The following is a 15862-nucleotide window of genomic DNA, read 5'->3' on the forward strand; positions in this document are numbered from 1 at the left end:
ACCGACCGGTCCTCCGCGGCCGAGCGCACGCGACCCTTCATCGGCGCCGACGAAACACGGCGCCGACCAACCACAGCGCCGACCAACAGCCATGTCCATCCACAGAAGCCTCCGTGGCGTCGACACCCTCAAGGGTGAGCGCAGCGTCCTCACCCGCTTCGAGCGCATCCAGAAGATGATTGCCGACGGTCGACTCGACCCCGCCGGCGACTCGTCCTTCGGGCTCCCGAAGATGCGGACCAAATTCAAGATCGTGTCCGGCAAGAAGGCCAAGGCCCTCGCCGATCAGCGTGCCGCCGACGCCAAGGATGGCGACGAAAAGGGCAAGAAGGCCAAGAAGAAGTAGTCCGGTCCGCCGCCGGTGCGAGCCGGCGGCGCGCGGGCTGCGTGCGTGGCGCCGGGCGGCCGGGTCGCAGGACCCCCGTTCGGCGGGCGCTCAGCGAGTTGGACATGCGGACCTCCACCCCAGCGGCGGCGACGCGCAGGCGCGGCGCGCGTGCGCCGGTCCTGGAGGTCTTTGCCTCGATTCAGGGCGAGGGACGCTATGTGGGCGAGCCCCAGGTGTTCGTGCGCCTGCGGGGCTGCCCCCTGCGCTGTAGTTACTGCGACACGCCCCATTCGTGGCTCCTGCGCGAGGGCGATCGGGCCCATATCGCCGGTGGTGATCCGACCGACGACGCCTGGGCCAGCCCCTTCCAGGTGGCCTGCTGGGTCGCTCAGGCCGAGCCCGGGGTCCCCCGAGCGGTGAGCCTGACGGGCGGCGAGCCGCTCTTGTGGCCGGACTTCCTGGTGGAGCTGGCGGGGATGCTCGGTCAGCGGCCCCTGCGCCTGGAGACCGCCGGCGCCCACCCCGACGCCCTGGAGCGGGTGCGCGACGTGATCGCGCACGTGAGCCTGGACTTGAAGTTGCCCTCCGACCTGGGCCCGCCGGTCGAGCTACCGCGCGGGTCGTCGGCGCCGGAGGGCGAGCTGCGCCACGAGCCCGTGGACGACGCGGTGCCCCGCAACGCCGCCGAGTGGCGCGCGACCCGCCGGGAGACCCTGCCGCTTCTGCGCGGACGCGACGCCGTGGGCAAGTTGATCGTGACTTCGCAATCGCCGGTTGCGGAGGTGCTCGAGGTGCTCGAGGACGTGGCCGAGCTGTGCGCGGAGCTGCCGATCGTGATCCAGCCGGCGACGCCCGTGGCCCGCGCGGGCCAGCCCTCCGCGGCCGAACTCGACGCCGTGGTCGAGCTGGCCCTCGAGCTGGGCCTCGAGACCCGCTTGCTGCCCCAGCTCCACCGACTGATGGACCGGCCCTGAAGGCGGCCCCTCCAGGCCGCCCCGGCGTCCGAGCCTGATACCTTCCTAGGCCCGAATCCCCTGCCGACTCGCCCGTGACGGGCCCCGGCGCACTCCGATGTCCTCCCCCGATCCCTATCGCATCGCCATTGTCGGCCGACCCAACGTGGGTAAGTCGACGCTCCTGAACCGCCTGTTCGGTAGTCGGGTCTCGATCGTCGAGCCCACCGCCGGCGTCACCCGTGACCGCATCGGCGTGCGGGTGGAGCTGCCCTGCTACAACCGCACCCGCGTGGTCGAGGTGATCGACACGGGCGGCATCGGCATCGTGGATCGCCACGACCTGGGTCCCCACGTGGAGGAGCAGGTGCGCGTGGCCACCATGGCCGCGGACCTGATCCTGTTCATGGTCGACGTGCGCGACGGCGTGACGCCGCTGGACGTGGAGGTTGCGAGGCGCCTGCGCGGCCTGTCCAAGCCGGTCCAGTTGGTCTGCAACAAGGCCGACACCGAAAAGTTCAACTGGGAGGTCGACGCCTTCCGGCGCCTGGGCATCGTCGGCGAGCCGATCGCGATCAGCGCCCAGAACGGCGACGGCATGGTGGCCCTGGTGGAGCGCATCAACGAGCTCTTGCCGCCGGTGGAGGGGGAGGCCGAGCGCTTCCGCCCCTCGCTCAAGCTGGCGATCGTCGGGCGTCGCAACGCGGGCAAGTCGACCATGGTCAACGCCCTGGCCAAGGAGGAACGCATGATCGTGTCGGAGATCCCCGGCACGACCCGCGACGCGGTGGACGTGATCCTCGAGCGCGACGGCCACACGATCGTCGTGATCGACACCGCGGGCATCAAGAAGAAGAGTTCCTTCGACGACCCGATCGACTTCTTCAGCGACACGCGTTCCTACCGCGCCGTGCGGCGGGCCGACGTGGCCCTGTTGTTGTTCGACGCCACGGCGCCCCTCTCGGGTCTCGAGAAGCGCCTGGCGCGCTACGTCGTCGACCACCACAAGCCGCTCGTGCTGGGCGCGAACAAGTGGGACCTGGCGCGGGGCAAGATGGAGCCCGAAGCCCTCGAGACGTACCTGGCCACGCAACTGCCGGGGGTGCCGTGGGTGCCGCTCAGCTTCCTCTCGGCCAAGAGCGGCTGGCACGTGGAGGAGACCTTCCGCCTGTGCGAGGAGCTCTTCGAGCAGTCGTCCCTGCGGGTCGGCACCGGTGAGCTCAACCGCGTCCTCGAGCGCGCGTTGCAGGCCAAGAACCCCAGCTCGAAGGGCCACCGGGTGCAGATCCGCTACGCCACCCAGGTCTCCGAGCGTCCGCCGCGCATCCTCTTGTTCGTCAACGACAAGCGGCTCGTGACCAAGGACTACCTGCGCTACTTGGAGAACCGCTTCCGCGAGGAGCTGCCCTTCAAGGAGATCCCCATGCATTTCGTGCTGCGCGACAAGCAGGACGCCGTCCTCGAAGAGACTTGAAGCCGATGAACATCGAATCTGCCCTCGCGCGCCTGCTGTTGCTGGTGCTGCCCCTGTCGGTCTTCGTGGGCTGCTCGACCACGCCCAGGGAGCCCAAGCCGACCTGGAGGGAGGCCGAGGTGTCCGCGCCCAGCGAGAACGTGCTGCGCGTCATGTCGATCGGAGCCCTCGAGCGGCTCGGCTACAAGAAGGTCGAGTCCGACCCCACCGGCCTGCAGATCACCTCGGGCTGGCGCAACTCCCTGGCGCCCTTCAGCGGGGACGGCTACCGCGTGATGGCCGAGATCGAGTACGAGCCCCTGCGCGCCGGCGCCTGGAGCGTGCGCGTGCGGGTCAAGCGTCAGGTCAACATGTCGATGGTCAACCCCAACGATCCCGCGTTCGCCAAGTGGGAGTGGGGGCCCGACGACGTCCAGGAGGCGGGGGTGTTGCTGCAGCAGTTGCGCTCGTCCCTGGACCCGGTGGAGGACTTCAAGGTCGGCAGCGAGGTGGACCGCCGGTACCTGCGGTGACCGCTGAAGGACCTCGGAAGGGTGCGCGAGCCAGCACCTAGGTCGAGGCCCCGCCCACTCACGCCCCGGCTGCCAGAGACCCCCCCCAAGAACTTTCCGCAGAACCTTCGATGACGCCCCCTCCCGAAGCGATTGCCGTGGATGCCTCCGACGACGGTTGGATCACCTCCGACCCGCCCGGCCCGGCCCACGTTGTGCGACGACTGGTCGGCTTGCCGACGATGCTCGCGCGGCACCGAGACCTGATCTACACCTCCGTCCGCCGGGAGCTCGAGGCGCGCTTCACAGGGACCCTGCTCGGGTGGCTGTGGCCGCTCGTGTACCCGGTGTTCATGTTCGTCGTCTACTACTTCATCTTCGCGCGGCTCCTGGACCTCAAGCTTCCGGATCTGCCCGAGGGGCTGGAGGCGTCGATGGGCATCTACATGTTCACCGGCATCTTGATCTGGTCGGGCTTCGGCGAGGGCTTGGTGCGCGCCACCAACGTGATCGTCGAGAACGGCAACCTGATCAAGAAGCTGGCCTTCCCGACCGAGATCCTGCCGCTCAACATGGTCCTCACCCATCTGGTGACGATGATGTTCGGCGTGGTCGCCTACGTGGCCGTGCTGCATGGCTCGGCCCTCTTCATGGAGACGCCGATCTTCCCGCCGCCGACGGCGATGTTGGCCTGGATCCCGGTGCTGCTCTTGTTGCAGATCGTGTTCACCTTCGGCTTGGGCCTGCTGTTGGCGACGCTGCAGGTCTTCGTGCGCGACACGATCCAGGTCACGACCCTGCTGGTCACCATCTGGATGTTCATCACGCCCATCTTCTGGGTCGCGAACCCCGAGGTGATGAGCAGCATCGAGCCCTTCCTGGACTCCCTTGCCTTCAACCCCCTCTACCACCTGATCTACGCCTGGCGCGTGGTCCTGATGTCCCGCCAGCCTGAGATCGCCTTCGTGGGCGAAGACTCATTCATCGGCTCCCTGGGGATCTTCGCGGTCTGGTCGGTGGCCGTCTTCCTGGTCGGCTACACCTTCTTCGTCCTGTCCCAACGGCGCTTCGCCGACGAGGTCTGAGCGTGACCGGATCCATCTCGAGGAGTGACGGTTGGGCGATCGAGGTCGAGGGCCTCGGCAAGGCCTACCGCATGTACAAGCGCCCCCTCGACCGTTTCGTCGAGTGGGGCAGCGCCGGGCGCTTGCAGCGCCACGGCCAGTTCTGGTCCCTGCGGGACGTGAACTTCAAGCTGCGTCCGGGCTCGTCCATGGGCCTGTGCGGGGCCAACGGCGCGGGCAAGTCGACCCTTCTGAAGGTGCTCTCGGGCATCACTGCCCCGACCGAGGGTCGCCTCAAAATGCGTGGCCGCGTGGCCAGTCTGCTGGAGCTGGGCGCGGGCTTCCACCTGGACTTCACGGGCCGGGCCAACATCTTCATGAACGGCGTGATGATGGGCTTCTCGCGCCGCGAGATGGCCGCCAAGGTTGACGAGATCATCGAGTTCGCGGAGCTCGGCAACTACATCGACGAGCCGGTACGGACCTACTCGTCGGGGATGGGCCTGCGCCTGGGCTTCTCGATCGCGGTGGCCGTCGACCCGGACATCCTGATCATCGACGAGGTCTTCGCGGTCGGCGACATGTACTTCCAGAAGAAGTGCATCGACAAGATCTACAGCTTCAAGCAGCGCAACAAGACGATCCTGTTCTGCAGCCACAGCCTCTACGACGTGCGCCAGCTGTGCGACGAGGCCCTGTGGATGCGTGACGGTCGGGCCGCGGCCCAGGGTGATTCGGTTTACGTCACCAACGAGTACACGGCCTTCCAGCGCGACCACATCGGCGAGCAGAAGGAGGTCCTGGGTGACGAGATCCCCAACGCCTCCGACCACCTCGGAGCGAGCGTCAAGCTGCCGCGCATCCGCGACGCGCGGGTCTACCGCCTCGGCACCGAGGAGGAGACCTACGAGATCACCTCGGGCGACAGTGTCGAGATCCGAGTCTGGTGGGAGAACCCCGATCCGGCGGCGACGCCGATTCACCTGGGGGTGGGCTTCTTGCGCCAGGACATGACCACCTGCGGCGGCATGGGGACGCACCTGGACGGCCTCGAGCTCGAGGGTACCTCCGGCTGTACGGTGCTCGAGATGCCGAACGTCAAGCTGCTCGCGGGTCAGTTCCTGGTGCCGATCCTGCTGCTCGACGAGGGCGGCGTGCACAAGTACCAGGAGTTCCTGCTGCCGGAGAACCTGGTCGTGCGCTCGGTCACCCGCGACGTCGGCCTGTTCCGACTCGACCACGCCTGGCGTCTGAACGACGACCGGCCGGTCCCCGCACCGGTGGAGCGCGAGGCGGAGGAGGCCCGTTGAGCGAGGCGTCCGCCGCGCCGGCGCCCGAGGTCGGTGTGGGCCCGCGCCACCACCGGCGATTGTCGGCCCTGGTGGTGAACTACAACACCGGTGCCTTCGCCGTGCAGTGCGTGCGCTCGCTCCTGCGCGAATGGCGCGACGAGGGGCGACGGCCCGAGGACCTCGAGGTGGTGGTCGTGGACAACGCCTCGCCGGCCGACCAGAGCGCCGCCCTGGCGGAGCTGGAGTCCCTGGGCGTCGTGGTCGTGGCAGCCGGCGACAACCTGGGCTACGCCGGCGGCATGAACCTGGCCCTGGAGCACACCTCCGGCGGGCCCCAGGACATGGTCGCCCTGCTCAACCCGGACCTGTTCATCCTGCCGGGCGCGATCGGCACGATGCTCGAGTTCCTGGTCGACCACGCGGACGTGGGCGCCGTGGATCCGCGAGCCACGATCGATCCGGGTCAGGCCCTGAACCTGCCACGCAATGCCCTGCCGACGGTGGCCGAGCACGCGCTGATGAACCTGGCCCAGTGGCGGCCCTGGTTCACCCGCGCGTACAGCAAGAGGCGCACTCGCGCGGCGATCGAGTGGTGGACGGCAGACGGTCCGATCGACGCGGACATGCTCTCGGGCTGCTGCGTGATGCTGCGGCGCGAGGTCATCGCCGAGCTGCCCTACCCGTTGCTCGACCCGCGCTACCCGCTCTACTTCGAGGACACGGACCTGTTCCGGACCTTGAACCGACTGGGCTACCGCAACGTGCACCTGGGCAACGCGCGGGTGTTGCACCACTGGTCGCGCTCGGCCGGCTTCGGCGCTTCCTTCGCCGGCGAGCCCCAGCGACGCCAGCACTTGGCCCAGGCGGCCTACTTCAGCAAGTTCTACGGACGCCTGGGCGCGCGCCTGGCGGCCTGGCTGTCGAAGAAGGGCGCGCAGTGGGAGGGTGCCGGCGGCGAGCTGCACCCCATGGTCGACCTGGGACCCTGCGCGGAGCCGCCGGAGCTGGAGTTCGGCTCGCGCCGACGCTTCGTGGTGGAGGTGGGGCTCTCGCCCAAGTTCCTCCTGGCCTGCGGGGTGGTCGGCGAGGGCGACCGCTGGCGCTGCGCCGACGACACCTGGACCTGGTGGTTCGAGGGCGCCTACTACCTGCGCGCGCTGGACCTGGACACGGGCGCGCTGATCGGCGCGTGGCGCCTGGTCAAGACGGCGCCTGGGCGACTGGAACCCATGCGTGAGGACGAGTGGGAGTCCGCCGCCCGCACGGCGGACGGGGTGAGTCGATGAGCGAGCAACGCTCGCCCCTGCCCGAGGTGGTGGGGGAGCTGCGGCGCGGGCCGGTGCTGCTCCTGGCCCCGCACCCCGACGACGACCTGATCGGACCGGGCTGCACCGCCGGCCTGCACGCCGCCCAGGGCGACCAGGTGCACGTGGTCGTGGTCTACGACGGCGCGGCCGGCAACGCGGGAAGCGACCTGCCGCGCGAGGAGTTCATCGCCCTGCGGCAGCGTGAAGCCCGCGCGGGCGGCGCGCACCTGGGGCTCTCCAGCTACGAGTTCTGGGGCTACCCCGAGGGTCACGAGCCCGGCCCGGCCGAGTTCCAGGCCGGAGTCGAACGCCTGGCGGCGGTGATCGCCGACAAGCGCCCCGCGACGGTCTACGCCCCCTGGATCGGCGAGCACCACGTGGACCACCACGTGCTGGCCAAGGTGACCCGCGCCGCCCTGGAGCTGGCCGGCTTCCAGGGCGAAGCCTGGGGGTATGAAGTCTGGTCCGCGCTCGTGCCGACCCGCGTGGTCGACATCACCGAACTCTTCGAGCGCAAGGCCGCGGGCCTGCGCGAGCACCGCTCACAGCTCGCCCACACGGACCTGGTCCACTGCATCCGCGGCCTCAACGCCCACAGAAGCCTCTACCTGCCCCGCGGCGGGGAGGCCTACGCCGAGGGCTTCGCGCCCCTGTGAGGCGACAGAGTAGGCGGACGTCAGGTGCCAGGCACAAGACCGCCGCCAAACGGCGCGCCCCGTCCGGAAGCGGGGCGCCCGCCCGGGCCTCGAGACCGGCACGGCGGTAGACTTTGCCGCTCTCCCTGGCCCAGAAAGCGCTCTTGAAGCCCCTCTTCCCCCCCCTCGCCGACCCGTCCTCCCTCCCGCGGCGCGTGCTCTGCATCGCTCCCCACGCCGACGACGAGGTCTTCGGCTGCGGAGGCATGCTGGCCTTCCACGCCCTGCGGGGAGACGAAGTGCGCGTGGTCGTCCTGACCGACGGCGCAGCCGGCGACCCGGGCTCGAAGGAAGCCGACATCCGGGCGGCCCGCGTGGCCGAAGACCGGGCCGCCGGCGAGGCCCTGGGAGTCACCGACCAGCGCTTCCTGGGCCTCCCCGACGGGACTCTGGGCGCCCTTCCGGACCTGGTCGCGCGGATGTCGGCGGAACTCGAGGCGTTCGAGCCCGAGTTGGTCTACGGGCCCTCGCCCCAGGAGATGCACCCCGACCACCGCGCCGCGAGCCATGCCCTGATGGCGGCCCTGGCCCGCGGTCCCGAGCGCCGCGTGCTGCTCTACGGGGTCAACAACCAGGTCACCGCCGGCGTGCTGTTCGACACCACCGCCCAATGGGATGCGAAGGTCGCCGCGATCCGCTGCTTCGAGAGCCAGCTGCGCTACCACGACCTGGTGGGCAAGGCCGAGGCCGTCGACCGTGCGCGCACGGTGAACATCGAGGACGCCAGCGTGCGCTTCGTGGAGGGCTTCGCGGACCTCTCGAGCGACGACCTGGCCACCTACGAAGGCCGCGTCGGCGCGCTCCTGGACAGCCTGTTCGGGGCCGGCCACGGCCTGCCCTCCAACGCCGCCAACCCGGGGCCCTGGAGCGGCAACGCGACCAGCGGCCAATCGGTCGCCGCGCGCCGCGGCCTGCCCGAGACCACGGCGGTGATCTCCACCTGGAACAAGGTCGAGGACGTCTGCGCCAACCTGGACGCGATCCGGGCCCAGACCCTGCCCTTCGCCGAGGTGGTCGTGGTCGACAACTGCAGCTCGGACGCGACCGTGCGCACGATCCGCGAGCGCTATCCCGAGGTGCGCGTGGTGTCGATGCCGCACTCGGCCTACGGCGCCTGCGAGACCTTCAACATCGGCTTCGCCTGCGTCACCACCGAGCTGACCGCGATCCTCGACGACGACATCGTGATGCCGCCGGAGTGGCTCGAGAAGACCACCGCGCGCCTGCTGAAAGAGCCCGCGAGCACCGCGATCGTCTCCACCAAGATCGTCGAGCCGGGCATGCCCGAGAGCTACAAGAGCTCCGAGCGCGTCAACACCGAGCGCTACATGAGCACCTTCCGCGGCTGCGCGAGCCTGGCGCGCTCGGCGGCGATCCGCGAGGCGGGCTACTACGACGAGCGCCTGTTCATCTACGGCAACGAGCGCGACCTGACCTGCCGCCTGCTGAACCGCGGCTACCGCGTGCTGCAGTACCCGGGGGTGGAGACGTTCCACCGCACGCCCTTCGGCATCAAGATGGGCAAGCGCAGCCTGTACTTCCACGCGCGCAACGCCTGGCTGACGATGTTCAAGTACGCGCCCCTCGGTGACCTCGTGCGCCTGCCCTGGCTGGTGCTCACGCGGGTGCTGCTGCGCGGTTCCAAGTCGGAGGCCAAGGGCAGCGTCACCGACGCCACCGGGACGATCGGCATCGGCCGCTCGATCCGGGAGACGCCCGGTGCCTGGTGGGTGCTCGTGCGCGCCGGCTGGAGCGTGGTCGTGAACATTCCGTACTGCCTGGCCCACCGCGAGCCCGTGCGCGCGGACGACTTCGAGTTGCCGCTCAAGTGACCGCCGACGGACAGCCGGTCGCCGGGGGGGGGCGTGACCAGGGCGCACCCGCCGGGCCGCGCATCGCCGCCGTCAGCGCGGTCGTCTGCAACTTCAACGGCGAGACCTATCTGGCCGCCTGCCTGGACGCGCTGCTGGCCATGGGCGAGGAGCTGGACGAGATCCTGGTGGTGGACAACGGCTCCACCGACCGCTCGATCGAGATCCTGGAGCGCGATTACCCGAGCGTCGACGTGTTGGCGCTGGGGGTCAACGGGGGGCCTGGGACCGCGCGCAACGCGGGCATGCGGGCGGCGCGCAACCGTTGGGTCCTGGCCGTGGACAACGACGCGGTGCTCGAGCCCGATGTGCTCGCCAAGCTGCGCGCGGCCCTCGAGGCGGACCACGCCGCGGTCCTGGCCCAGCCCCGCTCGCTGGTGCATTCGGACCCCTCGACGGTCCACTACGACGGGGCCAGCTTCCACTACGTGGGTCTGTTCACCCTGCGGAACTTCTGGCGCCCCCTGGCCCAGGCCGAGGGCCACGGCACCGTGCCGGTGGACGGCCTGGTCTCGATCTGCGCCCTGATCGATCGCGATATCGCCCTCGACCAGGGCGGCTACGACGAGGACTTCTTCATCCTGTTCGAGGACTTCGACTTGAGCCTGCGCCTGCGCATCGCCGGGCATCGGATCCTGTCGGTGGAAGACGCGATCGTGCTCCACAACGCCGGTACCCCCGGCATCAGCTTCCGCAACGAGCAGTACCCGCGCCGGCGCGCCTTCTACCACTCGCGCAACCGCTGGATCCTCCTGATCAAGAACCACGGTTGGTGGACGCTGCTCTTGAGCTCGCCCGGGATCCTGGTCTACGAACTCGCGTGGCTCGTGTTCGTCCTGCGCTCCGGGCACCTGGGCGTGCACCTGCGCGGCAAGTGGGTCTTCGTGCGTGATCTGCCGACGACCCTGCGCAAGCGCCGCCGGATCCAGTCCGGGCGCCGCACCCGCGACCGCGACCTGCTGGTGGGGGGGCCCCTGACCCTCTCGCCCCAACTCGTGGCCAAGCCCGTCGCCGCGCGCCTGGCGGGCCTGCTCGACGGCGTCCTGCGCCTGTGGTGGGCGCTGGTCCAGCCCCTGGTGCGTTAGCCTCTTGGCCCCATGCGGATCCTCTTCGTCAGCCACAACTTCCTCCCCAAGCACCCCGCGGGGACGGAGATCTACACCTTCCAGTGCGGGCGCGCGCTGGCGGAGCGTGGCCACGAGGTGCACGTCTTCACGACCGAGAAGGACATCGGCCGCAAGCACCTGACGGTCAACGTGCGCGAGTACGAGGGCTTGCCGGTCCACGAGCTGGTCAACAACCTCTTCTACAAGGACTTCCGCAGCACCTGGGACAACCCGGCCATCGCGCGGACCTTCGCCGACTTCCTCGACGACCTGAAGCCGGACGTGGTGCACTTCATGCACCTGATGTACCTCTCGGTCGGCTGCCTCGAGGAGGCGGCCAAGCGCGCGCCGGTCTTCTACACCCTGCACGATTATTGGCTGCAGTGCGCGCGCTTCGGCCAGCGAGTGCACGCCGATCGCTCGATCTGCCACACGATCGACACCGATCGCTGCGGCCGCTGCATGGTCGACTTCAAGTTTCGACAGAGCGACACCCAGCGCCGAATGGCGAAGGTCATTGCCGCGGTCAACGGCGCGACCGGGATCGACCTGGGGCCGGCGGCGCGGCGCTTCGAGGCGCGGCTGCAGCCCTCCAAAGGCGCGCTCGAACAGGCGCCGCCGGGCTCCCTGCGGATGCCCGACGGCACCGAGCAAGCGCCCGTTGCCGCCGAGCCCCTCACGCCCGAGGAACAGGTCATGGCCGACTCGATCCGCGAGCGCGACGAGGCCCTGCGTGCGCGCATCCTGCCGGCGGTCACGCGCTTCATCGCCCCCAGCCGCTTCCTGCGCGGTTCCTTCGTCGAATGGGGCATCCCCGAGCAGCAGATCCTTCACATGCGGACGGGGATCGACCTGCGCCGCTTCGAGGGGCTCGAACGCCGCCGGGGCGAGAAGCTGCGTGTGGGCTTCATCGGCACGATCGTGCCGCACAAGGGCCTGCACGTGCTGTTGCAGGCCTGGCAGCAGCTTCCCGCCGACCTGCGCGCCAAGGCGGAGCTGGCCGTCTACGGTCCGACCGAGCACAACCCCCCTTACGTGCGCGCGGTGCGCGAGCTGGCCACGTCGATGGGGGTGCCCCTGCGCGGGCGCCTCAAGGCCGGCGACGTGGCGGAGATCCTGCGCGGGGTCGACCTGTTGGTCGTGCCCAGCGTGTGGTACGAGAACTCGCCGCTGATCATCCTCGAGGCCCTGGCCACGCGCACGCCGCTGATGGTCTCGAACCTGGGTGGCATGGCCGAGCTGGTCGAGCCCGAGGTGACCGGCTTCCGCTTCGAGGTGGGCGACCCGCGCGACCTCGGCCACCGGTTGCGGTTGATCCTCGAGGAGCCCGGCCAGCTCGAGGCGCTGTACCCGGACCACAAGCAGATCCGCTCCGCCGAGGACGATGCCGAGGCCCTCGAGGAGCTCTACGGGGCCGCCCTGCGTGGGACCGTCGACCAGGTCGTGATCGGAGGACCGGGTTGAAGGTGGCCCTGGTCCTGCACGGCTATCCGCCGGAGCAGGTGGGGGGGACCGAGCTCTCGGTCCGCACCCTGGCCCACAACTTGGTCGCCGAAGGGCTCGAGGTCGTGGTCATCGCGGGCACCCTCGATTGGTCGCCGGGCTTCGCCACGACGACTTCGATCGACGAGGGCGCGTCGCGTCCGATCACTGTCTACAAGCTCCATCGCGGCGATCTCTACTTCGATCACTGGCAGAAGGGACGTGAGCCCCGCGTCTCCCGCGCCTTCGCCGAGATCCTGCGCAGCGAACGGCCCGACGTGGTCCACGTGCACCATTGGGTGCGGCTCTCGAACGATCTGGTGGCTGTCGCGGCGCGCTGCGGCATTCCGGCCGTGGTGACCCTGCAGGACCTGTGGAGCACCTGTCTGTTGACCTTCCGCGTGCGGCCGGACACTCGCAGCTTCTGCGAGGCCGAGATGGCGCCCGACCCGTGCCTGGACTGCGCGAGCGTCCTGCGGCCGCGTACGCCGTGGATGTCGCGCGCCCAGGCCGAAGCTCGCTTCGGCGAGCGCACCGCGTTCCTGCGTCGCGAGCTCGACCTCGCGCGGATCCGCATCGCCGCCTGCGGCTCGCACGCCCAGACGGTGCGGCAGTTCCTTGGCGTGTCCGATGTAGAGATCGATCTCTTGCCGCCGGGGGTCGACGTCCAGCTGGCTCGCCGAGCGCCCCGCGCTCTGCCCGGCGAGGGGGAGCCGCTGCGCATCGGCGCTTGGGGGCACCTCGCGCCCCTCAAAGGAGCCGACGTCCTGATCGAAGCCCTGCGGCTGCTGCCGAACCCGAACGCTGTGCGGCTGGAGTTGGCCGGCGGCGAGGTCGACCCGGCCTTCGCGGCGCACCTGCGCGAGCGCAGCGAGGGCCTGGACGTCCACTTTCATAGCGCCTACGAACTGGCGGAGCTCGACCGCAACTCGGTCAGCGACGTGCACCTGATGGCGACTGGCACCCGCGCCCACGAGTCCTGGGGGCTCGTGCTCGACGAGGCCCTGCTGATGGGACTGCCGAGCCTGCTGCCGGCCGCCGGCGCCCTGCTCGATCGCGCCCAGGGCCGGGGCTTCGCGGCCCTGTACCGCCAGGGCGACCCCGCCGACCTGGCGCGGGTCATCGGCGAACTCTTGGCCGACCCCGCGCGCATCGAGGCCATGCGTGCCGCAATCCCGGCTCCGGACGATTGTCGTCTGACCGGCGTCGACCACGCGCGGCTCACGGTCACGCTCTACCAGCGCGCGATCACCGCCGGCGCGCCGGCAGTCGAACCCGTGGACGAGGCCGACGAGCAGCGCGCCATCGAGTTCCAGGACGCCTGGGACGAGGGACTCAAGGCCGCTTCCGCCGTGGAGCTCGGCTTCGAGGAGGAGCCGTCGTGAGGATCCTCGCCGTGGTCCACGACTACCTCCCGGCCCACATCGGCGGGACGGAGATCCACGCCCACCAGATGGCCTGCCACATGTTGGCCGCCGGCCACGAGGTGGCGGTGGCCTTCACCGAGCGCGATCTGAGCGCGCCCGAGGGCCAGGTGCGCCGCGGCGAGCTGGACGGCGTTCCAACCTTCGAAGTCGTGCACCAGCGCGAGTACGGCGACGTGCGCGAGACGTTCCGTCCGCCGGTCACGCCCAGCGTCTTCGCGCAGCTGCTGGCCGAGTTGAAACCGGAGCTGGTCCACTTCCAGCACTTCGCCCACTGGGGTGCCGAATGCGTGGGCCTCGCCCGGCGCTCCGGCGCGGCGGTGGTGGTGACCCTGCACGATTACCACCTGATCTGCGACGCGGCCACCCTGATGCGGCCCGACGGGTCGCTCTGCACCACGGCGTCCAGCGGCGACTGCAGCGCGTGCCTCGAGCGCTACCCCCACGCGGCCGTGGGTGAGCGGCCGGAGCTGGCGAGTTTCCGCTGGGCCGAGGTGGCCCGCGACCGCATCGAGACCCACCGCTGGTTCCTGCGCGAGGCCGACCGGGTCATCTGCCCGTCGCACTTCCTGGCCGCACGCATGGTCGAGGCGCGCATCCTGCGCGAGGACCAGGTGGAGGTCATGCAAGCGGGCTATCCGGGCACCTACCACCCCCTGCGCCCGGCGCGGCGCGGCGCGGCGCTGCGCGTCGGCTACATCGGCGGGATCTACCCGTCGAAGGGCGTGCACGTCCTGGTCAACGCCATGCGTCATCTGCCCGCCGGTGTGGCCGAGCTGAACGTGCACGGGATCCTCGAGTGGTTCCCCGACTACGTCGAGCGCCTGCGCGCCGCGGCCGAGGGCTTGCCGGTGACCTTCCACGGACGCTTCGAGCCGGCGGAGGTCGATCGGGTAATGCAGTCGGTCGACGTGCTCGTGGTGCCCAGCGTCTGGTACGAGAACATGCCGCTGACGATCCAGGAGGCCTTCCGCAACGGGGTGCCCGTGGTCGTCACGGGCTTCGGCGGCATGGCTGAAGCCGTGCGCGACGGCGTCGACGGCCTGCACTTCCCGCGCGGCGACGCCGAGGCCCTGGCCGGGGTTCTCACGCGACTAGCGGGCGACCGCGAGCTGCTCGAGCGCCTGTCCGCCGGCCGCCCGCCCGTGGCCACCGTGGAGCAGGTGGGCGAGCAGCTCGAAGCCATCTATCGCGCCAGCGTCGACCGTCGTCTCCGCGAAGCCTGAGGCTCCCCTTCGGCGGGCTGGGGACCGGCCGGGATGGCCTACAATCCCGCGATGGCAATCCTGGCAGGCGTCCTGGGTCGGAAACTCGCCGGCACCTCCCGGGCCGCGGGCGGCGATGCGCCACGCGCGCGGATCGCGGCGGATTCGAGCCCATGCCGCGTCATGCCCGGGACGACCCGGACGCCCGCGCACGACCGCGATCGAGTGAAGCGCGGCACTTCGCGCTCGCGGTTGGGACCGGCGGGTCTGCTCCTGGCCCTGGCCGCCGGCTGCAGCACGCCCGAGGGTCCCAAGCGAGTCTCATTCGACCAGCTCCCCCCCGAGTACCGCGCCGCCCTCGCGGCCTACGACGAGGGCGGGGAGACTTGGAGCGCGACGCGGGAGCAGGCCCTGGCGAACCCTGACTTGGCCCGGTTCCTGGTCGACAACCTCTCGGTCAAGATGGTGCGCTCCTTCGAGACGGCGAAGATGGGCTCGCCGGAAGCGCGCAACTTTCCCTTCCAGCGGGCCCAGTCGGAGCTGGTGCTGATGGCCCAGTACTCCCTGCCGTTGATGACCGGCATGGTCGCCACGGACGACGAGATCCTGGCGCACCTGGGGGCGGAGACCTGCGCTCGGATCGGGGTGTCGGCCCTGGAGCCCGCGATCGAGCTGCTCGGCCACGAGCGTTCCCAGGTGCGCCGGCGCGCCGCCGACCTCCTGGGTCGCCTGCCGAGCGCTGGCGAAGGCGAGCTGGAGCTGATCGCGGCCCTGGCACGCACCGCGAGCGACGATCCCGATTGGGTCGTGCGGGCCCAGGCGGTACGCGCACTCACCGCGCGCGCCGGACACCAGTTGCGAATCGGCGCCCTGCGCGAGGCCCTCGAACGGGCAACGCGCGATCGAGATCCGGCCGTGGCGGGGGAGGGTGCACGAGGCCTGGGACACCTCGGTGACCTGGAGGCGATCCCGACCCTGCTGAGTACACTCGAGCGCGCGTATGAGGACGGCGAGATGACCCTCTGGAACGACACCCAGGACGCGCTGGTCGCCCTGGCCGGCGGCCCCAAGCGCGATCTGGCGGGTTGGCGCCAGTGGTCGAAGGACCAACGCCGCCAGGACCGCAACCGACGCTGACGAACCCGCGGACCGATCCGCACGCGACCTCCC

Annotated in this window: 14 protein-coding genes; all 14 read left to right on the forward strand. The window is 70.2% G+C overall.

Translation table 11 applies throughout. The features are described 5' to 3' along the window. The first annotated feature begins 91 nt into the window (after positions 1–91). A complete protein-coding gene (locus tag Pla133_RS08560) occupies positions 92–346 on the forward strand; it encodes a small basic protein (RefSeq protein WP_145064500.1) in 255 nt (84 codons plus the stop codon). Between the two features lie 104 nt (positions 347–450). Beyond that, complete coding sequence (locus Pla133_RS08565; protein WP_145064501.1) at positions 451–1302, forward strand: 7-carboxy-7-deazaguanine synthase QueE; 852 nt, start codon at positions 451–453, stop codon at positions 1300–1302. 97 nt (positions 1303–1399) lie between these two features. Then, positions 1400–2755 carry a ribosome biogenesis GTPase Der gene (der, locus tag Pla133_RS08570; RefSeq protein ID WP_145064502.1) on the forward strand — a complete coding sequence of 452 codons (1356 nt, stop codon included), beginning with the start codon at positions 1400–1402 and terminating at the stop codon, positions 2753–2755. Positions 2756–2760: 5 nt separating this feature from the next. Continuing rightward, a complete protein-coding gene (locus Pla133_RS08575) occupies positions 2761–3267 on the forward strand; it encodes a hypothetical protein (RefSeq protein WP_145064503.1) in 507 nt (168 codons plus the stop codon). A gap of 110 nt (positions 3268–3377) precedes the next feature. Next, positions 3378–4331, forward strand: a complete 954-nt coding sequence (locus Pla133_RS08580) for an ABC transporter permease (RefSeq protein WP_145064504.1) — start codon at positions 3378–3380, stop codon at positions 4329–4331. 2 nt (positions 4332–4333) lie between these two features. Continuing rightward, a complete protein-coding gene (locus tag Pla133_RS08585; protein ID WP_145064505.1) occupies positions 4334–5620 on the forward strand; it encodes an ABC transporter ATP-binding protein in 1287 nt (428 codons plus the stop codon). Continuing rightward, the gene (locus tag Pla133_RS08590) at positions 5617–6888 is read left to right on the forward strand and encodes a glycosyltransferase family 2 protein (RefSeq protein ID WP_419192254.1); all 1272 of its coding nucleotides are present in this window, start codon (positions 5617–5619) and stop codon (positions 6886–6888) included. Before Pla133_RS08585 ends, Pla133_RS08590 begins: the two co-directional genes overlap by 4 nt. After that, positions 6885–7565 carry a PIG-L deacetylase family protein gene (locus Pla133_RS08595; RefSeq protein WP_145064507.1) on the forward strand — a complete coding sequence of 227 codons (681 nt, stop codon included), beginning with the start codon at positions 6885–6887 and terminating at the stop codon, positions 7563–7565. The genes Pla133_RS08590 and Pla133_RS08595 overlap by 4 nt, the downstream gene beginning before the upstream one ends. A 143-nt stretch (positions 7566–7708) precedes the next feature. Continuing rightward, on the forward strand, positions 7709–9436 hold the full coding sequence (locus Pla133_RS08600; protein ID WP_419192255.1) for a PIG-L family deacetylase: 1728 nt from the start codon (positions 7709–7711) through the stop codon (positions 9434–9436). Next, complete coding sequence (locus Pla133_RS08605) at positions 9433–10560, forward strand: glycosyltransferase family 2 protein (RefSeq protein WP_145064509.1); 1128 nt, start codon at positions 9433–9435, stop codon at positions 10558–10560. The genes Pla133_RS08600 and Pla133_RS08605 overlap by 4 nt, the downstream gene beginning before the upstream one ends. Before the next feature lie 12 nt (positions 10561–10572). Next, positions 10573–12045, forward strand: a complete 1473-nt coding sequence (locus tag Pla133_RS08610) for a glycosyltransferase (RefSeq protein WP_145064510.1) — start codon at positions 10573–10575, stop codon at positions 12043–12045. 2 nt (positions 12046–12047) lie between these two features. Beyond that, positions 12048–13448, forward strand: a complete 1401-nt coding sequence (locus tag Pla133_RS08615) for a glycosyltransferase (protein ID WP_419192478.1) — start codon at positions 12048–12050, stop codon at positions 13446–13448. Continuing rightward, the gene (locus tag Pla133_RS08620) at positions 13445–14713 is read left to right on the forward strand and encodes a glycosyltransferase family 4 protein (protein WP_145064512.1); all 1269 of its coding nucleotides are present in this window, start codon (positions 13445–13447) and stop codon (positions 14711–14713) included. Before Pla133_RS08615 ends, Pla133_RS08620 begins: the two co-directional genes overlap by 4 nt. Positions 14714–14917: 204 nt before the next feature. Next, positions 14918–15829 carry a HEAT repeat domain-containing protein gene (locus tag Pla133_RS08625; protein ID WP_419195436.1) on the forward strand — a complete coding sequence of 304 codons (912 nt, stop codon included), beginning with the start codon at positions 14918–14920 and terminating at the stop codon, positions 15827–15829. Positions 15830–15862: the final 33 nt, after the last annotated feature.

Source organism: Engelhardtia mirabilis (assembly GCF_007748095.1).
GTDB lineage: Bacteria > Planctomycetota > UBA1135 > UBA1135.

Excerpts from the sequence above, each read along its gene's own strand:
- Pla133_RS08580 (WP_145064504.1), top strand. The coding sequence starts at position 3,378 with ATGACGCCCCCTCCCGAAGCGATTGCCGTGGATGCCTCCGACGACGGT.
- der (WP_145064502.1), top strand. The coding sequence starts at position 1,400 with ATGTCCTCCCCCGATCCCTATCGCATCGCCATTGTCGGCCGACCCAAC.
- Pla133_RS08595 (WP_145064507.1), top strand. The coding sequence starts at position 6,885 with ATGAGCGAGCAACGCTCGCCCCTGCCCGAGGTGGTGGGGGAGCTGCGG.
- Pla133_RS08565 (WP_145064501.1), top strand. The coding sequence starts at position 451 with ATGCGGACCTCCACCCCAGCGGCGGCGACGCGCAGGCGCGGCGCGCGT.
- Pla133_RS08610 (WP_145064510.1), top strand. The coding sequence starts at position 10,573 with ATGCGGATCCTCTTCGTCAGCCACAACTTCCTCCCCAAGCACCCCGCG.
- Pla133_RS08560 (WP_145064500.1), top strand. The coding sequence starts at position 92 with ATGTCCATCCACAGAAGCCTCCGTGGCGTCGACACCCTCAAGGGTGAG.
- Pla133_RS08575 (WP_145064503.1), top strand. The coding sequence starts at position 2,761 with ATGAACATCGAATCTGCCCTCGCGCGCCTGCTGTTGCTGGTGCTGCCC.